The organism is Nocardia sp. CA-120079, from assembly GCF_050955745.1.
In the GTDB taxonomy this organism is placed as follows: domain Bacteria; phylum Actinomycetota; class Actinomycetes; order Mycobacteriales; family Mycobacteriaceae; genus Nocardia.
Genome location: NZ_CP192088.1, coordinates 2,466,871 through 2,489,827, shown reverse-complemented (window position 1 = coordinate 2,489,827; position 22,957 = coordinate 2,466,871). Strand labels below are relative to the sequence as shown.

Sequence of the window (22,957 nt, the reverse complement as noted above, 5' to 3'; positions counted from 1 at the left end):
CTCATCACGCAACCCCATAGCTACGGATCTTCATGTGCGGTATGGTGATTCGCCAGAAGATGGCGCGGCGCACGACATTTCCCATTCGGAGGGAACGCGGTGACGAAAAAGCTCTACGCCCGAATGCTGGTGGCCGCTACCGCCGCGGCGACAATGCTCGGTGTGGTGCCGGGCGAGGCCAGTGCTGATCCGGCCGCCTCGCCCGACCGTTGTCAGGAGATCTCTTTCCCGGTACCGCAGGGGACGTTGGGCGCGACCCTGTGCCTGCCGGACCGGCCGACCGACGCCGTCATGGTGTTGATGGCGGGGTCCAATTACAACCACACCTACTGGGATTTCCCTTACGCCCCAGAGACTTACAACTTCCGGCGCGCGATGAACACAGCCGGCTACGCGACGCTGGTGGCCGATCGACTCGGTAACGGCGCGAGCACCCGCCCGCCGAGCATGTCACTGACCGCGTCCGCCACCGCCGAAGCCCTGCACAACATCGTGCAGGCCCTGCGCCACGGACTCGCGGGCGCACAGCCGTTCGGCAAGGTCGTCACCGGTGGTCATTCGCTGAGCTCCGGCACATCGGTCATGGAGGCCACCACCTACCATGATGTCGACGGCGTGCTGCTCACCGGATATTCGCACACCCTGAGCGTGCCGGATGTCCTCGGCGTGATCGGCACCTACTACCAGGCCGTGCAGGATCCCGTATTCGCCAGCCGCGGATACGATTCGGGCTATCTCGTGACCCGTCCGGGTACCCGGGCCAGCGACTTCTTCGGGCCGGATAATTATGATCCGCAGGTGCTCGCGATCGACGAGGCGACGAAGGAGACCTTCTCGCTCACCGAATATCCCGACGGCCTCACCTCTACCCTGCCAGGGATGTCCAGCTCGATCACCGCCCCGGTCATGGTCGTCAATGGCAGTTTGGACCGGTTGTCGTGCGGACCCGCCTATGCGATCTGCGCCGACAGTACGACCCTGCAGGCCGCGGAGGCCGCCTTTTTCGGTCCGGCCGCGCGGCTGCGTACCTTCGTGCTGCCCGGCAGCGGACATTCGGTGAATCTCGCACGGAACACCGCGCAATATCATGCCGCCGTCATCGACTGGATGAAGTCGGCCGTCGGATAGCTGGATCTGCTTGCGGCAGTTCGGTTTCCGTGTTCACAGCGGACTGACCCGCGGAGGGTACGGGCGCACCACCGCGGCCGCGCGGCCGTGCGCCTCGGGATCGCACAGATAGCGCACCGGCTGTCCTTCCGCCAGTGCGCGATAACCCGGAACATCGATACGGCTGTATTCGACGAACACCGGCCACTGCCGGACACCGTCTGGATCGATGAAGCCGAACCCACGCTGTTCGTCGAACCAAGCCACCCTACCGGTCAGCCATACCGAAGTCGGATCGATAACGCTGCTCATCGTCGCCTCCGCGATGTCGGATTCGGCCTTCTCCCCGCTGTCGACTTACCCGCGAATGCCACTGGTAAACGCCATTTTTCAAGCCGCGAAACAGGTTGACCACCGGGTGATATCCGCCCGATTAGCCGACCGGATCCCGGGTAGATCGCACATGTGGTCCGAACCGGGGCCGCAGATAGTTCCAACTACCGAGAAGGAGTGCCGACATGGCAGATCCGAAGAACCCCGGGCAGTTCGGCAATCGCAAGGACACCCATGAGCAGGCCAGCAAGGGCGGCAAGGCCAGTACCGGCAGCTTCGGCCAGCGCAATGCGGCCGACCCGCACGAGGCAGGTCGTAAGGGCGCACAGGCGCAGCCGACGGCGGCCAAGCAGAAGGGTGGCCAGCACAGCCACAGCGGCAGCTAGGTCGACCTGTCGAACGGGCCTCGGTGATATGTCCGGGGCCCGTCCGCATGCGTCGAATATCACGTGCGAACCTGGGTAAGCGCCCGACATGGTCACCTTCGGATATTTCCTAGCCAGCGAACAGTTCGGGCCGAAAGAACTCGTCGAGCAGGCCAAACGCGCCGAGCAGGCCGGGTTCGAGCGGCTGTGGATCTCCGACCATTTCCATCCGTGGAATGACGCCGAGGGGCAGAGCCCCTTCGTCTGGGGCACCATCGGTGCGCTCTCGGAGGCCACCGATCTGCCGATCACCACGGCGGTCACCTGCCCTACCGTCCGGATCCACCCCCTGATCATCGCGCAGGCCGCGGCGACCGCCGCCGTCCAGCTCGACGTCAATTTCATACTCGGCGTCGGCAGCGGTGAGGCGCTCAACGAGCACATTCTCGGCGATCCGTGGCCGTCACCCGCGGTCCGGCTCGACATGCTGGAGGAGGCGGTCCAGCTGATTCGGCGGCTGCACCGCGGCGGCAATGTCAACCACCGCGGCGAGTACTACACCGTGCAGGACGCCAGAATCTACACACTCCCCGATGCTCCGGTACCGATCTACATTTCCGGATTCGGCCCGCAGGCAACCCAATTGGCGGCACGCATCGGCGACGGTTTCTGCACCGTACTGCCCGACGCCGATGCGATCGACACCTTCCGCACCACGGGCGGCGGCGCCAAACCGGTACAGGCGGGCGCCAAGGTCAGCTGGTCCCGCGACGAGGAGTCGGGTCTGGATGCCGCACATCGCCTCTGGGCCAATGAGCTATTGCCCGGCCAACTTTCCCAAACTCTGCCCCGGCCGCGCGATTTCGAGGACGCGATGAGCCTGGTAGATCGCGCGTCCACCCGTGCGCACTTCGCCACCGGGCCCGATCCGGAACGTCATATCCGCCGACTCCGGCAGTATCTCGATGCCGGTGTCGACGAACTGTACGTCCAGCAGATCGGGCCCGATCTGGATGGCTTCTGCACCGCGTGGGAGAAGGAGATCCAACCCGCCCTGAGCTGAACCGCGACCGCTAGGCGGGTACCGCGACGGTCGACCGGCGCCAGACCCGGTGCTGGGCAAGCGCATTCGCGAACGCCTCGATGAAGTCCTCGGACACGCCCGCGCCGATGGCGGTTGTGGTGAAGACACCTGTTTGCGCGTCGTGATCGGTATCGGATAGGACACCGGCGACCCGCAGCAGCGTGACACCGTCGCCGAAGCCGCCGATCGGTTTGGCGTGTTTGAACGCCTCCAGGATGAAGTGCACCGCCGCGCCATTGCCCACCAGGGTTTCGGCGGACCGCGCGCCACCCGCGACCAGTACCGCATCGTAGAGAACCGAGGCGACGGTGGCCAGCGACCGGTCCACCGGGAGGGTTTCGCCGTCACTGCCGTCGCCGCCCAACGTACCGGCATGCGGCGCAAGAACTTCGGGAACAGCGCCACGGTCGGTCAACCACGATTTGATGCGGCGCACACCGAGTGTGTCCACACCATCGGCGGCCAGGATAGCGACCTTTCGGGTAGCGATGGTGTCGGTGACCGCATTCAGTTGCGACAGCGCGGGAGATACCACCGCGTCGCGATCATCCGAGTCCGATTGCGGCACCGGCATACCCAGTTCACTCGCGACCCGCTCGGCCAGTTCGGGCTCGATTCGCACCAGATGTTCGAGCACCCTGGTTCGGATGATCGGCCGCTCCACCTTGCCGAGTTCGAAGGCGAAGGCGGCGACGATGTGGTCGGCCTCCGGCGGCGACATACTGCGCCAGAACATCCGCGGTTGCCGATAGTACTCACGAAAACTGTTGGCGCGCTCTCGAATAGTTGAACCGGATAGTGGCTCGGCGTAGTGCTGGAACATCTCGGTATCCGCCAATGCCGGACAACCGCCGCCGATGGTGTTCTTGGTATACGCGGCCTCACCCTGTGGAATGGCGTGCTGACCGTAGCCGTCCTGCTGGTGATTGCGCACGTCGGCGACCGGCCGGTTGATCGGCAGCTGGGCGAAATTCGGCCCGCCCAAACGGATCAACTGGGTATCCAGGTAGGAGAAGTTGCGCAACTGCAGCAGCGGATCATCGCTGAAATCGATACCGGGCACCAGATTGGCGGTGTGGAAGGCCACCTGCTCGGTCTCGGCGAAGAAGTTGTCCGGGTTGCGGTCCAGCACCATGCGACCGACCGGCTGCACCGGAACCTGTTCTTCCGGAATGATTTTCGTCGGATCGAGCAGATCGAAGTCGAAGCCGAATTCGCTTTCGTCCGAGACCAGCTGCACGCCGAGTTCCCACTCCGGATACTGGCCGGCCGCGATGCAGTCCCACAGATCGCGTCGGTTGAAGTCGGGATCCCGCCCGGCGATCTGCTGACATTCATCCCACAGCAGCGAGTGCACGCCGAGTTTCGGCGTCCAGTGGAACTTCACGAAAGTGGCTCGGCCCTCGCTGTTGACGAGTCGGAAGGTGTGTACGCCGAAGCCCTGCATCATGCGATAGCTGCGCGGCAGCGCCCGGTCCGACATCAGCCACATGATCGCGTGCAGTGTCTCCGGCTGCTGACCAACGAAGTCCCAGAGGGTGTCGTGCGCGGAGGCGGCCTGCGGAATCTCATTGTGCGGCTCGGGTTTCACCGCGTGCACGAAGTCGGGGAATTTGATTCCGTCCTGGATGAAGAACACCGGGAAGTTATTGCCGACCAGATCGTAATTGCCCTGGGCGGTATAGAACTTCGTCGCGAAGCCGCGCACATCGCGCACGGTATCGGCGGATCCGCGCGAACCGGCGACGGTCGAAAATCGCACGAACACCGGCGTTTCCACGCTCGAATCGATGAGGAAGCGGGCGGTGGTGAAGTCGCCGAGCCAGCCGTCATATGGCCGGAAGTGTCCGTAGGCGCCCGCACCTCTGGCATGGACCACTCGCTCCGGGATCCGCTCGTGATCGAAGTGGGTGATCTTCTCCCTGGCATGGAAATCCGCGAGCAGCGTCGGCCCGCGCTCCCCCACCTTCAGGGCATCGTCGGTGCTGTCCACCCGTACGCCCTGCTGTGTAGTCAGCTTTCCCTGTTCGCGGTCCACCCGGTATCGATCCAGCTGACGCTGCTTGTCGTTCGGTGCGCCGTTCCTATCGGTTGCGTCGGGCATGTCACTCACTCCTCGGTCTTACGGCGCCAATCGCGCACCGCGTCGCGAATCCGGTCGAAGAGCGCAAGTGGCGGTCCGGCAACGATATTCACCAGCGCCGACGCGCCAGCCTCCGGATGCGGCCGGGTCGGGGCGACGGCCTCGGCGACCCGAACGACATCGGCGAGCACCGCGCTCTCGTTGGCGGAAAGCTCTTGGCGCAGCTGCTCGAATTCCTCCTTCTCCTCCATATCGGCGTGTTCGATCACCGATTCGGCGAAGCTGCGGAATTCGGTATCGAAATCCTCGTGCTGCACACCCATGTCGTAGAGCTCGGCGAGCACGCGTTTGGCCTCTTGTTCTTCATGCAGCCTGTCGTCGACCACGCCGGCGGGCACAGCTGCGCGCCGTGATGCCGGATGCACCACTTCCTCTTCCGCGCTCTCGTGCACGGCCAGTGCGCGGACCAACTCCTCGAACGGCTCGCGCTTGGCCGCACCCTGCGCAAGCTGTACCTTCTCGATCAGCCCCTTGATCAGTTCGTGTTGTGCCAGCAAGAGCGTGACGACGTCTTCCTTCTGACCGGTGGCCATTGCGTACCTCCTCGATCGGGGACGGAGCCACCGCGGCTCCTCTCGTCCGCGCATACCCGCAAGCGGCATACTCACACCTGCGCTCAGGGCAGCGCGGACGAGACGGTTCGCAGGTCGCGGTCAGTCCGTCGACACCGCCTCCACCACGCCGCCGGTATCGGCATTGCCGAGCGCGACGGCCACATCGGCCTGCGCCACAATGCCAACCAACTGGTCACCGTCGAGCACCGGCACCCGGCGGATCTGATGCACCGCCATCACATTGAGCACCTCATCGGCATCAGTGCCCGCCTGCACCGTAATCGGTGTGCCCTCGGCCAGTTCCCCCGCCTTGACGCCGATCGGGTCCTTGTTCTCGGCAAGCACCTTCACGACGATGTCGCGGTCGGTCAGTATGCCCTTCAACCGATTGTCCTCACCGCATATCGGCAGCGCGCCCACGCTCAGCTGTTTCATCAGCTTGGCGGCCTCGACCACCGAATCGCTGGATCGCACGCACTGCACACCTTCGGTCATGAGTTCCCGCGCGGTTGCCATGGTTGCCCTCCTGTTCGTCGCAAGCAGATTCGGGTTCGCGGTACCCGACGCGGTCGCCGATACACCCTGATTGATCCGGAACATGTCGGGTATCCGCTCGAACGAAACGATCCATCCGAACGGAGAGGACGCCATGTCTCCTGGACCCGATGCATCCGATCGGCTGCGTTCCGACTTTCCGGACCGCGCACGCAACACCAGAAATCACGCGGGCGAAATGATCGCCGACACCCACAACTGGCCAGGCGTCATCCTGGTGCTGCTCGGCGTAGTGGGCGCCGCCCTCACGCTCACCGCCGCAGGCTACGGATTCGCGGGCTGGGCCGTCGTGGCCGGTATCGCCACCGCTGTGTGCCTGATCTGCGGCGGCGGACTCATCCTCGCCGAACACCGCCGCGTCAAAGCCGACGAAGGCCGCGAACTCCTCGAGCCGGGCGGCCACTGACGCGTAAGGGAAGCAACCTAGCCTTCTGCGGCTAACTGCCCACAGGCCGCGGCGATTTCCTGGCCCCGCGTATCGCGCACGGTGCACGGCACACCCTGCGCGTTGACGCGCCGAACGAATTCCTGCTCAACAGGTTTCGGGCTGGCATCCCACTTGCTGCCCGGCGTCGGGTTCAGCGGGATGACGTTCACGTGCACGCGCGAGCCCAGGGCCTTGTGCAGTTTCGCGCCGAGCATATCCGCGCGCCACGGCTGGTCGTTGATATCGCGGATCAGCGCGTATTCGATCGACACCCGGCGACCGCTCTTATCGGCGTAGTAGCGGGCGGCATCGAGGACCTCGGCGACCGGCCATCGGTTGTTCACCGGCACCAGGGTGTCACGCAGTTCGTCGTCGGGGGTGTGCAGCGACACCGCGAGGGTCACCGACAGGTCCTCGTCGGCGAACTTGCGGATCGCCGGAGCCAAGCCGACGGTGGAAACGACCACGTTGCGCTGAGAGATGCCGAAGCCGTCGGGCGCGGGTGAGGTGATGCGACGAACGGCGGCGACCACCCGCTTGTAATTGGCCAGTGGCTCCCCCATGCCCATGAAAACGATATTGGACAGGCGGCCCGGACCACCCGAGACCTCGCCATCACGCATGGCAGCGGCTGCGGCGCGGACCTGGTCGACGATTTCGGCGGTGGAGAGATTGCGGTTGAGGCCGCCCTGACCGGTGGCACAGAACGGGCAAGCCATACCGCAACCGGCCTGGCTGGAAATGCAGAGGGTGGCGCGGTCCGGGTAGCGCATCAACACGCTCTCCAGCAAGGTGCCATCGCCCGCACGCCACAGGGTCTTTCGCGTCTCGCCGCCATCGCACGCGACATGCTTGACCACCGACATCAGCGGCGGAAATAGCGCCGCGCCGACCTTTTCGCGCACAGTGGCGGGCAGATCGGTCATCAGCTCCGGATCGGCCTGCAGCCGGCCGTAGTACTGGCGCGCGATCTGGTCGGCGCGGAACTTCGGCAGACCGAGCTCCTCGACCGCGGCCTTGCGCCCGTCGGCGTCGAGGTCGGCGAGGTGCCGCGGCGGCATGCCACGGCGCGGAGCATCGAAGACGAGGGGCAGGGAGACGGTCATAGTCTCTCCAGTGTCCCATCTCGTGTGTGCGGCCCGGGCCGAAGGTGACCATCACGACGGCCGACGCGACGAACGTCACGTTCGATCGGGCCGATGAGCAGCCGTGCTTCGACATCACGACATGCCGGTCACCGGACAGAAATGCGTGCACCGACGATAGCGATCGGCAATGATCGAAGGATGACCAGTCACGCCGAGTCGTCCGAGCCGGAGCGCACCGAAGGTGCCGCACCTGCGTCGACCGGCCGTGAGACGGTGGAGCCGACCGGCCGCAAGTCGGTGATGAAGTCCCGTACCGGCGACACCTGGGTCGCTCTGGTCGCCGCGACGCTGATCGGCATCGTGCTGCTGATCTTCATCCTGCAGAATCTGGAACAGCAGCGGGTGGATCTGTTCTTCTGGAGCTTCTCCATGCCGGTCGGCATCATGGTGCTGCTGTCGGTGATTGCCGGTGCGCTGGTGATGGCGCTGGTCGGCGGCGTGCGGATCATTCAGCTCCGACGCGCTGCGAAGCGCTAGAGCAAGCTGCTCAGCACCAGCCAGGACACGAAGGCCGAGGGCAGCATCGAATCGAGGCGATCCATGATGCCGCCGTGGCCGGGCAGCAGGGTGCCCATATCCTTGATGCCCAGTTCCCGCTTGACCTGGGATTCGATCAGATCGCCGACCGTCGCGACCAGCACCAAGCCGACGCCGAGCACCACACCGATCATCGAATTGGCTTCCAGCAGCAGGGTCACCGTCAGCAGACCGCCGATCACACTGAACACCAGCGAACCGCAGAAGCCCTCCCAGGACTTCTTCGGGCTGATCGCGGGCACCATCGGATGTCGCCCGAACAGCACACCCGCGACGTAACCGCCGACATCGGAGCAGACCACCAGGATCATGAAGGTCAGCACCCGCAGATTGCCGTCGGGCTCGAGCAGCAGCAGCGTCGCGAACGAGGCGAGCAGCGGGATCCAGGCCAGGGTGAAGATCGTGATCGCGGTGTCGCGCAAGAAGTTTCGCGGCGCGGTCTGCAAGCCATGATCGAAAAGGCGCCACACCATGCAGATCAGCGTGGTCGTGGCAAAGGCGCCCGCCACGCCGCTGGCGCCCCACGGCCAGCCGAGCCAGAACACCGCCTGACCACCGACGATGAGCGGGATCCGCGGGACGAGGACATCGGCCTCCCGCAGTCGCTTGGCGACCTCCCAGGTGGCGACGCCGACTCCGGCGGCCGCAACGCCGATGAATACCTTCGGCACGAACAGCAGGATCGCGATGAGCGAGAGCCCGAGGCCGAAACCGACGGCCAAGGCGGCGGGGAGATTGCGGCCGGCGCGCGAGGCGGGTTCGCCCGAGTTCTGTTGCTGGGCTGCGGGATTCACGGGCTCGGCGGCAGCATATTCGGGGGTCACGGAACCGTCGTTTTCGGGGCCGGGCGCCGCCGGTCCCCAGGTCGAAGGCCCATCGATCGCAGATCCCGGAGTCGCAGGGGCATCAGTCGCGGGGCCGGGGGCCGCGGGACCATCGGTCGCCGAGTCGAGTGTCGCGGGGCCGACTGTCGCGACACCCTCGGTCGCCGGTCCGGATGTCGTCGGTCCTGAGGGTGCGACGGTCGCATCGCCCGGAGTCGCGGGCCGACCGGTCGAGGCCACCCGCGCCGAGGATCCCCGACGTTCGGCCTCGGACGTCACGGAGTCGGTGCGCACGGGTTCGGGAGGTGCGGCTTCGGGAATCGCGGCATCGACCGCGCGCCCGTCCGTCGCATCAACAGTGCCGTTGGCCGGCCTCGGCTCCTCGGCCGCACCGGTCGCGGCGGCGTTCTCGGCCACGATTGTCCCGTCGCTCAACTCGTCGTTCCGTTCGTCCCCCGCCCGGGCGGGCCCGAAAGATCCGGCCTCGGACCTCAGACCTCGAGCAGTTCAGCTTCCTTGTGCTTGACCAGTTCATCGACCTGGCCGACATATTTCGCGGTGGTCTTGTCGAGTTCCTTTTCGGCGCGCCCGACCTCGTCCTCACCCGCCTCGCCATCCTTCTGGATCCGCGAGAGTTCGTCCATGGCCTTGCGGCGGACATTCCGAATCGAGACCTTGGCGTCCTCGCCCTTGCCCTTGGCCTGCTTGGCCAGTTCACGGCGCCGCTCCTCGGTGAGCTGCGGGACCGAGATCCGGATGATGTCACCGTTGTTGGTGGGATTGACACCGAGATCCGAATTGCGGATCGCGGTTTCGATCGCGCCGAGCGTCGACTGCTCATACGGTTTGATCACCACCATCCGCGGCTCGGGCACGGTAATGCTCGACACCTGGGTAATCGGGGTCGGCGAACCGTAGTAGTCGATGACAATCCGTTGGAACATGCCCGGATTCGCCCGACCGGTGCGGATGGACCCCAGATCGTCCTTCGCCACCGAGACGGCCTTCTCCATCTTCTCCTCGGCGTCGAAGAGCGCTTCTTCAATCACGACCGTTTCCTCCACAGCGTCGTCATCGTCATGATCCGCGGGCGCGGGGTCAGGACCGAACCAATGTGCCGATCTTCTCACCGGCGACCGCACGGGCGATATTGCCCTTCGTCAACAAATTGAACACCAGGATGGGCATCTGGTTGTCCATACACAGGCTGAAGGCCGTCGCGTCGGCGACCTTGAGGTCACGCTCGATGACCTCTTTATGCGTGATCTCGGTGTACATGGTCGCGCTCTGGTCGACCCGGGGATCCGCGGTGAAGACCCCGTCGACGGCCTTGGCCATCAGCACCACATCGGCGCCGATCTCCAGCGCGCGCTGAGCCGCGGTGGTGTCGGTGGAGAAGTAGGGCATGCCCATGCCCGCGCCGAAGATGACAACGCGGCCCTTCTCCAGATGCCGCTTGGCGCGCAGCGGCAGATACGGCTCGGCGACCTGTCCCATGGTGATCGCGGTCTGCACCCGGGTGTCGATGCCCTGCTGTTGCAAAAAGTCTTGCAGCGCAAGGCTGTTCATCACGGTGCCGAGCATGCCCATATAGTCCGAGCGGGCGCGTTCCATACCGCGCTCCTCGAGTTCGGCGCCGCGGAAGAAATTGCCGCCGCCGATCACCACGGCGACCTGAACACCGCTGGAGACCACCTCGGCGATCTGCTCGGCGACCGTCTGCACCACATCGGGGTCGAGCCCGACCTTGCCGCCGCCGAACATCTCCCCACCCAATTTGAGGAGCACCCGGCGATATCCTGGGCGTTCGGTCCCGGGGTCCGTCATGGGTGTTCGTCTCCTTCGGCGATAGATTTCGGTCTGTCGACACAGCACGTGGGCCGGATGACAACGCGGAGGCTCAATACGGAGCGCCCTTATCCTGCCCTACTCGGATTCGATGTGGGTAGAAGACCCCCTCGGACGCAACGAACTCGCCCGGTCAGGCTCGGGAATTGCGGATGAACGGCCGGCGTCCGGACAGCCGAAACCCCTCGTACACCGCATCCGGAGCACGAGGGGTTTCGCGGGCGTTATCAGGCCTGGCCGACCTCGAAGCGGGCGAAGCGGGTCACGGTGACGCCGGCCTCGTCCAGCAGCGCCTTGACGGTCTTCTTCGAATCGGTGACCGACGCCTGCTCCAGCAGGACGACGTCCTTGAAGAAGCCGTTGACGCGGCCCTCGGTGATCTTCGGCAGGGCGGCCTCGGGCTTACCCTCTTCCTTGGCGGTCTGCTCGGCGATGCGGCGCTCGTTCTCCACCACGTCGGCCGGCACATCCTCGCGGGTCAGGTACTTGGCCTTGAGCGCGGCGACCTGCATGCCGACCGCACGCGCGGCGTCGGCGGCGGCGTCACCCTCGCCCTGGTACTCGACCAGCACGCCGACGGCGGGCGGCAGGTCGGTGGCACGCTTGTGCAGGTAGACGGCGACCGGGCCGTCGAAGGCGACGACGCGACGCAGCTCGAGCTTCTCGCCGATCTTGGCGGCGAGCGCCTGCAGCGCTTCCTCGACGGTCTGACCGTCCAGCTTCAGCGCCTTCAGCGTGTCCAGGTCGGCGGGCTTGGCAGCCGCGGCGGCGGTCACGATCTTGTCGGCGAGGCCCTGGAACTCGTCGTTCTTGGCGACGAAGTCGGTCTCGGAATTGATCTCGATCAGCACGCCGTCCTTGGCGACGACCAGGCCCTCGGCCGTGGCGCGCTCGGCGCGCTTGCCGACATCCTTGGCACCCTTGATGCGCAGCACCTCGACGGCCTTGTCGAAATCGCCGTCGGTCTCGACCAGCGCGTTCTTGCAGTCCATCATCCCGGAGCCGGTGAGCTCCCGCAGCCGCTTCACGTCAGCGGCGGTGTATGTCGCCATGGGTGGCGATCCTCCTGTGTGTTGTTTCGGGTGGTAACACCACCTTGCCGACCGCTCCTATGCAGGAGAGGTCGGCAAGGTGAACAGACGCTCCGCGATGACGGCGACGGGGCCGGAGGCGGTAGCTTGCGTAACCACGCAGGCCCCCGCCGCCATCGCCGTCAAACACTGCGACGATCAGGCGTCGGCCGGGGTGGCGGGGGCCTCGGCGGCAGCCTCGGCCTCGGTCGCGGCGGGGGCGGCCTGCGCGAGCAGCTCCTGCTCCCACTCGGCGAGCGGCTCGCCCGCACCGGCTTCCGGCTTCTCGTCACCGGAGGAGATACCGGCCCGCGCCTGCACGCCCTCGGCCACCGCGGAGGCGACGACCTTGGTCAGCAGAGCGGCGGAACGGATCGCGTCGTCGTTACCCGGGATCGGGTAGTCGACCAGGTCGGGATCGCAGTTGGTGTCCAGGATCGCGATGACCGGGATGTTCAGCTTGCGCGCCTCGCCGACGGCGATGTGCTCCTTGTTGGTGTCGACGACCCAGATCGCCGAGGGCACCTTGGCCATATCGCGGATACCACCGAGGGTGCGCTCCAGCTTGTTCATCTCACGCGTGAGCATGAGGATTTCCTTCTTGGTGCGACCCTCGAAGCCACCGGTCTGCTCCATCGCCTCGAGTTCCTTGAGGCGCTGCAGGCGCTTGTGCACGGTGGAGAAGTTGGTGAGCATGCCACCCAGCCAACGCTGGTTGACGTAGGGCATCCCGACGCGAGTCGCCTCGGCCGCGATCGACTCCTGGGCCTGCTTCTTGGTGCCGACGAAGAGAACGGTGCCACCGTGGGCGACGGTCTCTTTGACGAACTCGTAGGCCTTGTCGATGTAGGTCAGCGTCTGCTGCAGGTCGATGATGTAGATGCCATTGCGGTCGGTGAAGATGAACCGCTTCATCTTCGGGTTCCAGCGCCGGGTCTGGTGTCCGAAGTGCGCGCCGCTGTCGAGCAGCTGCTTCATTGTTACGACAGCCATGGTGGGCGTATCTCTCTTTCGTTGCCGGTTGCCGCGGCGAATCGGTGATCCGCCGCCCTGGCGCCTCCGAATCATCGGACCCGATCACGAGGATCAGGACCAGCCGATGATTCCCTGCTCCGCATGCGCTGCCGATTCACGAAGTCGAGCTCCGGTTCGAACAGCGCCGTTACGAACAAGCACGGGGTGGCGCGCGAAGTCGGTCCGTGCAGGCACAGACCGCTTGATCAGTCTACGGGCTGAGGGGGTGAGTTTCTAAATCGCCCTGATCATGGGTCGAAACGGGCGATCTCCACAACCAAGCAAGTTGTCCACACTCGCCGAAGCGAGAGCGCTGCGGGCACCGTACGCGGCCGACGCTTGAAACATGAATCGCATAGCTATCTCGATGACCATGCTCATCCCACCGCTGTTCCTGCTGTCACTGGCTCTGGCACAGCCGGTTTCAGCCACACCCTCCAATGGCGGGGCTCCGGTGCAGCTGCCTTGGGGACCTGCGGCAACCGCTGCGCCTGATGGCGGTTTCCCGGGATCGGAAGTCGTGCTCGGGGAGTGCACGGGTTCGGCCTGTTCGGCGGGCGGCGGGCCGACGCGGGTGCCGGATCCGCTTCGTGCTGCGCCGCTCGTGGTAAATGTCGCGCCGGATGCAGCCCGCGTGAATATCGCACCCGGGGTACTGGGCGCATACGTAGCGCCTGACGCACTGCACCTGGACGTCGCACCAAATGCTGTCCACGTAAACGTCGCGCCGAATGCGCTCGGGGTGAGTATCGCGCCGGATGCATTGCACGGGAACATCTCTTCCGACGGTCTCCGAGGAAATGTCACCTCCGAGCCACTCCAGGTCAACGTCGCGTCCGATGCACCGCGCGGAAACATCGCGCCGGGCGTTTTCCGCGTCGATATCGGGCCCGACGCACTTCGCGTGGGCATTGCACCCGACATGCCCCGGGTGGGCAGTGCATCCGACCTGCGTTCGGTCGGCGGGGCGCAGCGGCCGGTCTCCGGGGAGGGCGCGACGTCGCCGGCCGACGACATCGCGCGTGGGGGCACGGGGTCGGCGAGCTCGTTGCCGCGGGTTTTCAGCGATCTGCTGTCGCGGCTGCTGGATCTGGTTCAGCGGGCCCCGCTCCCGCTGTCGCGCTGATCTCGGATGAACCGCCTCGGCAGAAACGGCGGCGCGCATGGGCGGCGGCTGATTTCGATCGTTGTCGGGGTCATCGCTCTGCTGGGACTCGTTGCGGAGCAGCCGGTTTCGGCTGTTCCGCACGGGGAGTTCGGCTGGCCGTTGCAACCACGGCCCGCGGTCGAGCGGCGATTCGACAAACCGGCGCAGGACTGGCTGCCCGGACATCGCGGGGTTGATCTGGCAGGTGCGCCTGGGCAGGCGGTACTCGCGGCCGGAGACGGAATTGTGGTGTTCGCGGGAACGGTCGCAGGCAAACCGGTCGTATCGATCGATCACCCCAGCGGGCTGCGAACCACGTACGAGCCGGTGCAAGCAGAGGTTTCGGTGGGCATGCGAGTCGGTCGCGGAACGCGAATCGGCGCTTTGGAGCCGGGACACGCGGGTTGCGCGGCGCCCGCGTGCCTGCATTGGGGTGCGAGACGAGAAGCAAGCGGTCACAGCCGACGTGAGTACATCGATCCACTCGGACTACTGCACCCGACTCCCCTGCGACTGAAGCCGGTGACTTGACTTCAGGGCCGAGCAGCAGCTTCGGAGGATGCTCTTCCGCAGTGCGGCTTCGGGCGCGAGGATCGGGTTATGGGATATGCGTTCGGAGATCCGCCGTTCACCTATGCCGAGGTCGGCGCGACGAAGGAGGTGCTGCCTGCGGGCTATCACCGGTTTCGGCTGCGCCGCCGCATCGGGTCCGGGCGGGCACTGTTCGAGCGCGCGGGTGCCGAGATCCTGACGTATCGAATGCAGAAGGGCACCGGCATCTTTCGGGAGGCCGACACGCCGACCGCAGAGCCGGGGACGCGGCTGACCGTGCGGTTGGGCGTCGGTCCGGTCAGCATCACCGCACCGTGCCGGGTCGTCTACGTCCTCGACGAACCCGACCGGCGCGGCTTCGCGTACGGCACGCTGCCCGGACATCCAGAGATCGGCGAGGAACTGTTCGCCGTCGAATACGACACCACCGATGACACCGTCTACGGCATGGTCACCGCCTTCTCCCGCCCCGGGGCCTGGTACGTCCGGCTCGGTGGACCGGTGGTGCGTGCCATCCAACGCGTCATCGCCGGAAAGTACATCGAGACGCTCCCGACCTCCGCCTAGGATCCGCACAATACCCAGGTCAGGACACCGGATTCCGCTGCAGGGCAGCCGAATTCAGCGTCTGGATGGGCGACAACCACCAAAGACATGCGGCAATGATGTGCTCGACGGCCATCCGGGCGTCGCGTAACAGCTCGGCTCACGCAAGAGCACACGGCTCGGGTACCTAGAGCTGCGCCTCGAGTGCGGAAGCTTCGGCGCGCAACAGGTCACCGTGATCGGTGCGTCCGAGGGTGTCGTATTCGGCGGCCGCCTGCTGCCGGTCGGCGATTTCGGTGCGGACGATCTGTTCGATATCGGCCTCGGTGAGATCGCGACGGCGAGCTTCGGCGGCGCCGAGTCCCACCGCGCTGCTCTCGACGGCTCCGGCTTTGATGTCCACCGTGTCGATAGCTTCGGCGTTATCGATGGCACCGAGCGCAGAGCGCAGACCGGAGATCGCGCTGCGATCGCGGGTCTTCATAGCGGCAGACAACGCGGTGCGGAGGCGCGCACGCAGAGGTACGGAGCTGTCGATAGCTTCGGTGGACATGGTCGCCGACCGTACGCGCCGGTACCTCGGGGGTCGAGCGATTTAGCCGAGCGGCACGCGAGCGCTATCTCACGGGGTGACGATGGCGAAGTCCGGATCCGGCGCGTCGATCACACCGACCACCGCGTTCAGCCCGCTGGGATCCCCGGCAATGGCGATATCGCCCGCGGCGACCAGTGCGCCGAGATTCTCCCCCGCCAACAAGGCGCGAATCAGGATCCGCCTCGTCAAGGTGAAAGAGGCGTCCGGATCGGGTAAGTCGGCGCCGTCGGGCTTGTCGTAGTGGACCATCAGGCCGTTGCGCAGTTCGAGGCGGTAGGTGCGTTTTTCGTCGGTGATGTGCCAGTCGATCACCACACGCAGATTCCATGCCTTCGGTCCATCGATGCGCAGCGCGATCGCATCGAAGATCTGCTCGATAGTCAGTGCGTCGAGCATCGTGGGCGCATTCGTCGTCGTCGGCGTGCCGAACGAGCCGTTGCGCAGCTCATAGGCTCCGCTGAGATAGAAGTTGCGCCAAGTGGCATTCTCCGCGCCATAGCCGAGCTGCTCGAAGGTGTTGGCCTGCAACGTTTTCGCCGCCTCATTGGCCGGATCCGCGAAGATGACATAGTTGACCACCTGCGCGACCCACCGGTAATCCCCTGCTGCATAAGCGGTTTGCGCCTTGCGCAGCACCTCGTCGGCACCACCCATGAATTCCACATGACGCCTGGCGGATTCGACCGGCGGATGCTCCCACAGATGCGCCGGATTGCCGTCGAACCACCCCATGTAGCGCTGGTAGATGGCCTTGACATTGTGGCTGACCGAACCGTAATACCCGTGCGTATGCCACGCATCGGCGATGGCCGGTGGCAGCTCCAGCATCTCGGCGATCTCACCACCCAGATAACCCTGATTGAGCCTGCGCACCGTCTGATCGTGCAGATATCCATACAGATCCCGTTGCAGTGAAAGGTATTCCACCAGCCGCTCGGTACCCCAGGTCGGCCAATGATGCGAGGCGAAGACCACGTCCGACTTGCGGGCGAACAGATTGATCGACTCGGTCAAATACTTGGCCCACACATGCGGGTCACGGACCAGCGCACCACGCAGCGTCAGCAGGTTGTGCAGTGTGTGCGTCGCGTTCTCGGCCATGCACAACGCGCGCATCTCGGGGAAGTAGAAGTTCATCTCGGCGGGCGCCTCGGTGCCCGGGGTGAGCTGGAAGACGATCCGGATTCCGTCGACCGTTTCTTCCTGACCGGTGCTGGTGATATCCACCGTCGGCGGAATCAAGGTGATCGTGCCCAGCGATGTGGTCTGTCCGAGTCCAGCCCCGACCTGCCCCTTCGGTCCCCGCGGCAGTGCGGCGCCGTACATATAGGCAGACCTACGCCCCATCGCAGTTCCCACATAGATATTTTCGGCAACCGCGTGTTCGAGGAATCCGGCGGGTGCGAGTACCGGGCAGCGGCCCGCCGCAACATCGTCGACCGTCGTCACACCCATCGCACCGCCGAAATGGTCAGCGTGCGAATGGGTATAGATCAACCCGGTCACCGGCCGATCGCCTCGGTGCGCTCGATACAGCGCCAAGCCTGCCGCGGCGGTCTCCGCTGAGATCAGCGGATCGATCACGAGCACACCGGCGGTCCCCTCGATCAGCGTCATATTCGACAGATCGAGCCCGCGGATCTGATAGATGCCCGCTGCGACCTCGTACAGCCCCTGCTTGACGACCAGCCCGGACTGCCGCCACAGGCTCGGATTGACCGACGCCGGGCAGGTTCCCTGCAGGAAAGCGTAGGAGACGCTGTCCCACACCACCTTTCCGTCGGATGCGCGCACCTCTCCGGGCTCGAGTGCCCCGATGAACCCGCGGTCCGCATCCGCGAGATCGGCCGTATCCGTGGGCAGTGCGGCCGCCGCTCGTTGCTGCTCGGCGACGATGAATTCGCTCGGCTCGGTCGCTGTGCTCATATCCATCCTCCTGTGCTTGTCAGCCGAACATGTCCGGCCCGCAACGCATTAGGGCCGTGGATCCGTAAACCCGATTGCGGCCGCGACGCATGCGACGGCCAGCACCGCCAGCATCGTCGCCGCGATGACTCGCCCGCCGTGGCCGACGCGCCCCTGATGCAAGGCGCGATTGCGCGAAAAGGACAGGGCCGCAACGGCTGCCATGGTGATCGCCGCCCCCGTCGGTGCGATGGCGACGGCACGCCACCCGTTGGTCGCGGCATGATTGACGAAAAGCGCGGCGACGACCATCGCGGCAATGGCCGTACGTCGCCACGCCAATGCGGTACGTTCGGCGGCCAGGCTCTTGGGGGTCATCGGAACAACACCACCACGCAGGCAAATACCGACACGACGGCGATACCGCACGACAGAATCGGCACCATGATGGTGTCGGGTAGCGGTTCACCGTTTCGCATGGCCCGACCGACGCGCCGCCAATGTCCATACGCACCGACCGCGATGATCACGGCGAGCACGATGCAGCTCATCGCGAGCGTCCGGCGCAACCCCGACATCCGCACCGGCTGCACCAGCGTATGCACCGCGACACCGCCCGCGAGCAGGCCGAGCGAGGTGCGCATCCAGGCCAGGAAGGTGCGTTCGTTGGCGAGAGTGAAGCGGTAGTCGACCTCCTCCTCCCCCTCCTCGGATTCCTCGGCGGGGTTGGGGAGTGTCATGGCGCCTCGGCTCGGACTGCACCATGGTCGTCGTCGGAATTCACGGGCACCTCTCCATCGCTGGTCGGTTTACTGCCGCATGCGAACGCTCCGCTACGTCAGGTTAACGAGCGGCGTTGTCGTCGTCTACGAAGATCACCGTGGCGGATGCCGCACTCCCGGTCAGACGGGTGTGGCGTCCTGGAAGGTCATCGCGAGCCGATCGACAGTCGAGGCCATGAGTGCGCGTTTGGGTAAGCCGAGGGAGCGCAATTCGTCGGCCCAGGCATGCTCACCGAGGGACAGTTCGGCGCCGCCGGGACGAGCGCGCATGCCGGACGGTTCCATCTGCCACTGCGTACAGCGGGTGACGCCGTCGATGTGGGAGTACGCGTCGAAGGAGGAGCCTTTGCGGCGTTGCGGGACCGCGAGGCCGGGACGGATGGTTAGATCGACGATCAGCTGCCCGTTCTGGTGCAAAACGCCGTGTCGCACGCTTGCGTCGTGCTGCGCGTCGAAATCGGCGATTTCCTTGGGGAAGCCCCAGATGCCGCGGCCGGCGGCCAGCGTGAATTCGCCGTCGACCGGGAGACGATGAATGAAGACGCCCGCGCCGCCCGTGGACAGAGCACGCAGATCGGCGAGCGTACCGGCGGGCGCAGCGGTGTGGTGCCGGACCATGAACGAGACACCGAACTCGTTGTACGGCCCGAGGTCGCCGTCGACGTAATCGACGAAAACGAGCGTGCACATGGCACGACCACCCGGCAGCCGAAGAATCTCCAGGCCGGAGTAGTCGACGACGCTCTGCGCGGCCGCCGCCGGTACCGAGTAGGTCGCCATGAAGGCATGCGCGAGCCGAATCCGCACCGGCATCTGCACTTCCCTACCCAGCACAGTATGGGTACTCATCGGCTCCACCCCGAGACAGCAATGCGGCATGCGGCGACCACCGAGCGGTCGACAAATCGTGCGGCGTCCACGAATCCTCCAAACTAGAACTCGTGTCAGAATAGCGATTATTTCACCCTTGCTCAGCGATTTTATTGACAAGAACGCGTTGCAGAATTCCAGCAGGGTCATTTTCGGATCCAACTCGCGCACGATCGTCGGCCGCACATCGCCAGCGTCACGCGCGGACCCTGTTCAGCGAGTGTGCAGGCGTTACAAGTGGCATGCCCGACCTCAACCGATTCCACCCCGATCAAGGCCATCGTCCGCCACTCCTGCAGACGCTCAGAATCCGGGTGACCTTGGTTCGAGCCAGGGCCAGCGCTGATCACGGTCTCCAGTTCCGATGGTCATCCTCGACTCCGGCTCGGCCGGGCCATGATTCCGACGCCGGAAAGCGGGCCTCCCATCGCACCTCAGATCTTCGTCAACCGCGCCATGGGCGGTCAGGCCCGGGGGTGGGCTTGATCGTGCACCTTTTTCAGGCGCTCTATGGAGACGTGGGTGTAGAGCTGGGTGGTCGCCATGCTGGCATGGCCGAGGAGTTCCTGGACTACGCGCAGGTCCGCGCCGCCCTCGAGCAGATGCGTTGCGGCCGAATGCCGCAGGCCGTGCGGACCCATGTCGGGTGCGCCCGGGATTGCCGAAACGACCTCGTGGACAACCGTTCTGGCCTGGCGTTGGTCGAGCCGTTTGCCGCGACGGCCGAGCAACAGCGCACGACCGGAATCGGCTGTCGCGAGGGCGGGACGGCCGTACTGCAGCCAATTCGCGATCGCCTCGTCGGCCGGAACTCCGAACGGCACCGATCGCTCCTTGTTGCCTTTACCGATAACGCGGACCAGCCGCCGTTCGCGATCGAGATCGTCGAGATCCAGGCCGCACAACTCGCTCACCCGAATACCGGTCGAGTACAACAGCTCCACGATCAGCCGATCTCGCAATGCCATCGGATCACGTTGCACCGCACCGGATTCCGCCGCATCCATAGCCGCGACAGCTTGCTGCGTACCGAGTACCGCAGGCAGTACCCGATGCGCCTTCGGCGACCCGAGCCGCAACCCCGGATCGATCGACAGCCGCCCGGTGCTGGTCAACCACGCCGTGAATGTCCTCGCCGAAGACGCCCGCCGTGCCATGGTTGTCCGCGCCGCCCCGCCGGCCGACTGCGCCGCCAACCACGACCGCAACAACGCCAAATCCATTTCCCGCACCGCCGAATCCGCCGACCGCGCAACCAAATGCCCCAATAACGACCGCGCATCCCCCACATACGCCCGCGCCGTATGCACCGACCGATTCCGCCCGAGCCGCAAATGCCGCTCATACTCCGCCAGCAACGCCACGAGATCCTCCGGCAACTCCATCCCCCCACCGTCACCGCCCCCACTCCCCTTGGCAAGTAAGCACGCCGCAACATCGCAGGTTTACTGCGAGAACCGCGTCCCGACCGGGTTTCCTCCGACCGCAACGGCCGAACCACTCCGAGCCTCGACTGCACCGATCCGGGCCGAGCTGAATTCTCGACCGCGTAGCGACCACCCAGCTCGCCCGGTCGCGGAGCTGTGATCGGCCGCGGTCGGTGAGCACTCATCGGCCCGATCCGCAAACACTCACCAGCCCGGTCCGCAAACACTCACCAGCCCAGTCCGCAAACACTCACCAGCCCAGTCCGCAAACACTCACCAGCCCAGTCCGCAAACACTCACCAGCCCAGTCCCCAAACACTCACCAGCCCAGTCCCCAAACACTCACCAGCCCAGTCCCCAAACACTCACCAGCCCAGTCCCCAAACACTCACCAGCCCAGTCCCCAAACACTCACCAGCCCAGTCCCCAAACACTCACCAGCCCAGCCCGCAAACACTCACCAGCCCAGCCCGCAAACACTCACCAGCCCAGTCCATAAACACTCACCAGCCCGGTGTATGAACGCTCATCGGATCGGCGGGTTTGTGGTTCGGTGCCAGCCGTTTTCGTCCATGCCTACTAGGCCGGCGAGTTCGAGGGCGGGGAGGATGGCGCGCACGGTCGGGAGGTCCAGGTCGGCGATTTCGGCGATGGCGCGGGGTTGGCGAGAGCCGATTTCGGGAAGGGCGGCGTAGACCGATGCTTCGCTACCTTGCAGGCGGTCGCTGGGGTCGGACGGCTGGGTGGTCGGTAGTGAAAGGCGTAGTGGGCCTGCTTCATCGATGACCTCATCGGCGCGGGTGACCAGGAGGGCCTCGCCTTCGCGGATCATGCGGTGGCAGCCGGCCGATGAGGCGGCGGTGACCGGGCCGGGGATGGCGAGGGCGGGGCGACCGAGGCGGCGGGCCCATTTCACGGTATTCCGGGCGCCGCTGCGTAGTCCGGCCTCTATCACGAGGACGCCGTCCGCCAGCGCGGCGATCACGCGATTGCGGGCCAGGAATTGGTTCTTGTGGGCAACCGTGCCGGGCGGGTATTCGCTGATCACCAAACCGGTTTCGGCGATCTCGGCCAAGATTCGTTCGTGCTGGGCCGGATAGGCGCGATCGACGCCGCAAGCAAGAACGGCGATCGTCGGAGCACCGACGGCGAGGGCAGCACGATGCGCCATACCGTCGATACCGAAGGCGGCTCCGGAGACGATTGTCCAGCCCTGAGCGGCCAGATCACCAACGATCTCGCCGGTGACATGCTCTCCGTATCCGCTGCTGCAACGCGAACCGACCACCGCGATCGCCCGCTCGCTCGACTCCAACAACGACCGCGGCCCACGCACCCACAACACCAATGGCACCGCCCCGTCGCGATCGCGTCCGGGCTCGAGTTGGCGGAGCCCGAGCATCCGCCAGGCCGGCCACTCCGGGTCGTCCGGGGTCACCAACCGCCCGCCCAGCCGCTCCATCACCTCGAGATCCCGTGCCGCACTATCGATCTCCCGCCGCCGAGCGGTCGGCCCCAGCAACGACTCCGGCAGCTCACACTCCCGTACCGCCCGAGCCGCCTCCACCACCCCCACCGATTCGATCAACGACGACAACGCCGCACACGGCCCCTGAACTACCCGTGACAAATACGCCCAAGCCAACCGCCGCTCATCGGCGTCCCCGCCGGAAACAGCCGACTCCGATCCCCCCGAATCCCAACCATCCAGATCCACAACGCCATGCTCCGAACCTCGCACGCGCCCGACCCCCGCCTCGGCATACCTCGCCGCATCCACCTTCCTGACTACCAATGCGACCGGGTAGGTATCGCTTCCCGCCGCCGCACCGCAGGCTCCCGTTGCCGCAGCACCACTGGCCGACTCAGCGGATCCACCATCTGCCGCCAGCTCTGCACAACCCGACGTGGCTTCCGAATCCCCCGTCGCACCGAGGTCGTCGCCCATCAGAGGTCCTGTTGCGCGACGGCCGCCACAGGCTGCCGGAGCTCGGCAATCCGAGACAGTGTTCACCGACCTGCCCACACTCCCAGCAGCAGATCCGCCGCCAGCCCCAGCCCGTCCTGCGATATCGACGACTCGCGTCGCGCGAGATCCGCTGTCCACCGAGGCACCGGTGGCAC

The 22,957-nt window shown here is 65.6% G+C and carries 25 protein-coding genes; 8 read left to right on the top strand and 17 right to left on the bottom strand.

Translation table 11 applies throughout. The features are described from left to right. Positions 1–99: 99 nt before the first annotated feature. Positions 100–1,128, top strand: coding sequence for an alpha/beta hydrolase (locus ACQPYR_RS11455; protein WP_433630923.1), 1,029 nt, complete (start codon positions 100–102; stop codon positions 1,126–1,128). Positions 1,129–1,161: 33 nt separating this feature from the next. Here ACQPYR_RS11455 and ACQPYR_RS11450 read toward each other — a convergent pair whose 3' ends face one another. Next, a complete protein-coding gene (locus ACQPYR_RS11450; protein ID WP_433630920.1) occupies positions 1,162–1,419 on the bottom strand; it encodes a cold shock domain-containing protein in 258 nt (85 codons plus the stop codon). 206 nt (positions 1,420–1,625) lie between these two features. Here ACQPYR_RS11450 and ACQPYR_RS11445 point away from each other — a divergent pair, with 206 nt between their 5' ends. After that, positions 1,626–1,826 (top strand): hypothetical protein, encoded by a 201-nt coding sequence (locus tag ACQPYR_RS11445; protein ID WP_433602110.1) that lies wholly within the window; start codon positions 1,626–1,628, stop codon positions 1,824–1,826. An 88-nt stretch (positions 1,827–1,914) separates the two neighbouring features. Further along, positions 1,915–2,868, top strand: coding sequence for a TIGR03557 family F420-dependent LLM class oxidoreductase (locus ACQPYR_RS11440; RefSeq protein WP_433630917.1), 954 nt, complete (start codon positions 1,915–1,917; stop codon positions 2,866–2,868). A 10-nt stretch (positions 2,869–2,878) separates the two neighbouring features. Here ACQPYR_RS11440 and ACQPYR_RS11435 read toward each other — a convergent pair whose 3' ends face one another. From ACQPYR_RS11435 to ACQPYR_RS11425, 3 genes are all read right to left on the bottom strand, one after another. Next, complete coding sequence (locus tag ACQPYR_RS11435) at positions 2,879–4,993, bottom strand: catalase (protein WP_433630914.1); 2,115 nt, start codon at positions 4,991–4,993, stop codon at positions 2,879–2,881. Between the two features lie 5 nt (positions 4,994–4,998). Then, the gene (locus tag ACQPYR_RS11430) at positions 4,999–5,565 is read right to left on the bottom strand and encodes a hemerythrin domain-containing protein (protein ID WP_433630911.1); all 567 of its coding nucleotides are present in this window, start codon (positions 5,563–5,565) and stop codon (positions 4,999–5,001) included. Between the two features lie 120 nt (positions 5,566–5,685). Then, positions 5,686–6,102: a CBS domain-containing protein gene (locus tag ACQPYR_RS11425; RefSeq protein WP_063045836.1), complete on the bottom strand. Its 417-nt coding sequence runs from the start codon at positions 6,100–6,102 to the stop codon at positions 5,686–5,688. A gap of 133 nt (positions 6,103–6,235) precedes the next feature. Here ACQPYR_RS11425 and ACQPYR_RS11420 point away from each other — a divergent pair, with 133 nt between their 5' ends. Then, positions 6,236–6,547: a hypothetical protein gene (locus tag ACQPYR_RS11420; RefSeq protein ID WP_433630908.1), complete on the top strand. Its 312-nt coding sequence runs from the start codon at positions 6,236–6,238 to the stop codon at positions 6,545–6,547. 17 nt (positions 6,548–6,564) lie between these two features. On the opposite strand, the gene rlmN is transcribed toward ACQPYR_RS11420, so the two are convergent. After that, a complete protein-coding gene (gene rlmN / locus ACQPYR_RS11415) occupies positions 6,565–7,674 on the bottom strand; it encodes a 23S rRNA (adenine(2503)-C(2))-methyltransferase RlmN (RefSeq protein ID WP_433630905.1) in 1,110 nt (369 codons plus the stop codon). A gap of 180 nt (positions 7,675–7,854) precedes the next feature. Between rlmN and ACQPYR_RS11410 the strand changes: the two genes are divergently transcribed. Then, positions 7,855–8,193 carry a LapA family protein gene (locus tag ACQPYR_RS11410; protein ID WP_433630903.1) on the top strand — a complete coding sequence of 113 codons (339 nt, stop codon included), beginning with the start codon at positions 7,855–7,857 and terminating at the stop codon, positions 8,191–8,193. On the opposite strand, the gene ACQPYR_RS11405 is transcribed toward ACQPYR_RS11410, so the two are convergent. The 5 genes from ACQPYR_RS11405 to rpsB form a co-directional block, all read right to left on the bottom strand. Further along, positions 8,190–9,047, bottom strand: a complete 858-nt coding sequence (locus ACQPYR_RS11405) for a phosphatidate cytidylyltransferase (RefSeq protein WP_433635100.1) — start codon at positions 9,045–9,047, stop codon at positions 8,190–8,192. The two genes, ACQPYR_RS11410 and ACQPYR_RS11405, sit on opposite strands and share 4 nt — an antisense overlap. Before the next feature lie 521 nt (positions 9,048–9,568). Beyond that, entirely contained in the window at positions 9,569–10,126 is a 558-nt protein-coding gene (frr, locus tag ACQPYR_RS11400; RefSeq protein WP_040693344.1) for a ribosome recycling factor, read from the bottom strand. A gap of 49 nt (positions 10,127–10,175) precedes the next feature. Further along, positions 10,176–10,904, bottom strand: coding sequence for a UMP kinase (pyrH, locus tag ACQPYR_RS11395; protein WP_433630900.1), 729 nt, complete (start codon positions 10,902–10,904; stop codon positions 10,176–10,178). Positions 10,905–11,152: 248 nt separating this feature from the next. Further along, positions 11,153–11,977 carry a translation elongation factor Ts gene (gene tsf, locus ACQPYR_RS11390; protein WP_387289078.1) on the bottom strand — a complete coding sequence of 275 codons (825 nt, stop codon included), beginning with the start codon at positions 11,975–11,977 and terminating at the stop codon, positions 11,153–11,155. A gap of 177 nt (positions 11,978–12,154) precedes the next feature. Next, the gene (gene rpsB / locus ACQPYR_RS11385) at positions 12,155–12,988 is read right to left on the bottom strand and encodes a 30S ribosomal protein S2 (protein WP_063045818.1); all 834 of its coding nucleotides are present in this window, start codon (positions 12,986–12,988) and stop codon (positions 12,155–12,157) included. A 367-nt stretch (positions 12,989–13,355) separates the two neighbouring features. Here rpsB and ACQPYR_RS11380 point away from each other — a divergent pair, with 367 nt between their 5' ends. From ACQPYR_RS11380 to ACQPYR_RS11370, 3 genes are all read left to right on the top strand, one after another. Next, a complete protein-coding gene (locus ACQPYR_RS11380) occupies positions 13,356–14,135 on the top strand; it encodes a hypothetical protein (RefSeq protein WP_433630897.1) in 780 nt (259 codons plus the stop codon). A gap of 6 nt (positions 14,136–14,141) precedes the next feature. Next, the gene (locus tag ACQPYR_RS11375) at positions 14,142–14,687 is read left to right on the top strand and encodes a M23 family metallopeptidase (RefSeq protein WP_433630894.1); all 546 of its coding nucleotides are present in this window, start codon (positions 14,142–14,144) and stop codon (positions 14,685–14,687) included. A gap of 69 nt (positions 14,688–14,756) precedes the next feature. Further along, positions 14,757–15,275, top strand: coding sequence for a DUF1990 family protein (locus ACQPYR_RS11370; RefSeq protein WP_433630891.1), 519 nt, complete (start codon positions 14,757–14,759; stop codon positions 15,273–15,275). A gap of 166 nt (positions 15,276–15,441) precedes the next feature. On the opposite strand, the gene ACQPYR_RS11365 is transcribed toward ACQPYR_RS11370, so the two are convergent. The 7 genes from ACQPYR_RS11365 to dprA form a co-directional block, all read right to left on the bottom strand. Next, a complete protein-coding gene (locus ACQPYR_RS11365; RefSeq protein ID WP_433630888.1) occupies positions 15,442–15,807 on the bottom strand; it encodes a hypothetical protein in 366 nt (121 codons plus the stop codon). Positions 15,808–15,876: 69 nt separating this feature from the next. Next, a complete protein-coding gene (locus tag ACQPYR_RS11360; RefSeq protein ID WP_433630885.1) occupies positions 15,877–17,775 on the bottom strand; it encodes an alkyl/aryl-sulfatase in 1,899 nt (632 codons plus the stop codon). Positions 17,776–17,823: 48 nt separating this feature from the next. After that, positions 17,824–18,132, bottom strand: coding sequence for a DUF202 domain-containing protein (locus ACQPYR_RS11355; RefSeq protein WP_433630882.1), 309 nt, complete (start codon positions 18,130–18,132; stop codon positions 17,824–17,826). Further along, on the bottom strand, positions 18,129–18,494 hold the full coding sequence (locus ACQPYR_RS11350; RefSeq protein ID WP_433602097.1) for a YidH family protein: 366 nt from the start codon (positions 18,492–18,494) through the stop codon (positions 18,129–18,131). Before ACQPYR_RS11350 ends, ACQPYR_RS11355 begins: the two co-directional genes overlap by 4 nt. A gap of 162 nt (positions 18,495–18,656) precedes the next feature. After that, on the bottom strand, positions 18,657–19,385 hold the full coding sequence (locus ACQPYR_RS11345; RefSeq protein WP_433630879.1) for an acetoacetate decarboxylase family protein: 729 nt from the start codon (positions 19,383–19,385) through the stop codon (positions 18,657–18,659). 485 nt (positions 19,386–19,870) lie between these two features. Next, the gene (locus tag ACQPYR_RS11340; protein WP_433630877.1) at positions 19,871–20,791 is read right to left on the bottom strand and encodes a tyrosine recombinase XerC; all 921 of its coding nucleotides are present in this window, start codon (positions 20,789–20,791) and stop codon (positions 19,871–19,873) included. A 568-nt stretch (positions 20,792–21,359) separates the two neighbouring features. Continuing rightward, complete coding sequence (dprA, locus tag ACQPYR_RS11335) at positions 21,360–22,478, bottom strand: DNA-processing protein DprA (protein WP_433635099.1); 1,119 nt, start codon at positions 22,476–22,478, stop codon at positions 21,360–21,362. Positions 22,479–22,957 lie beyond the last annotated feature (479 nt).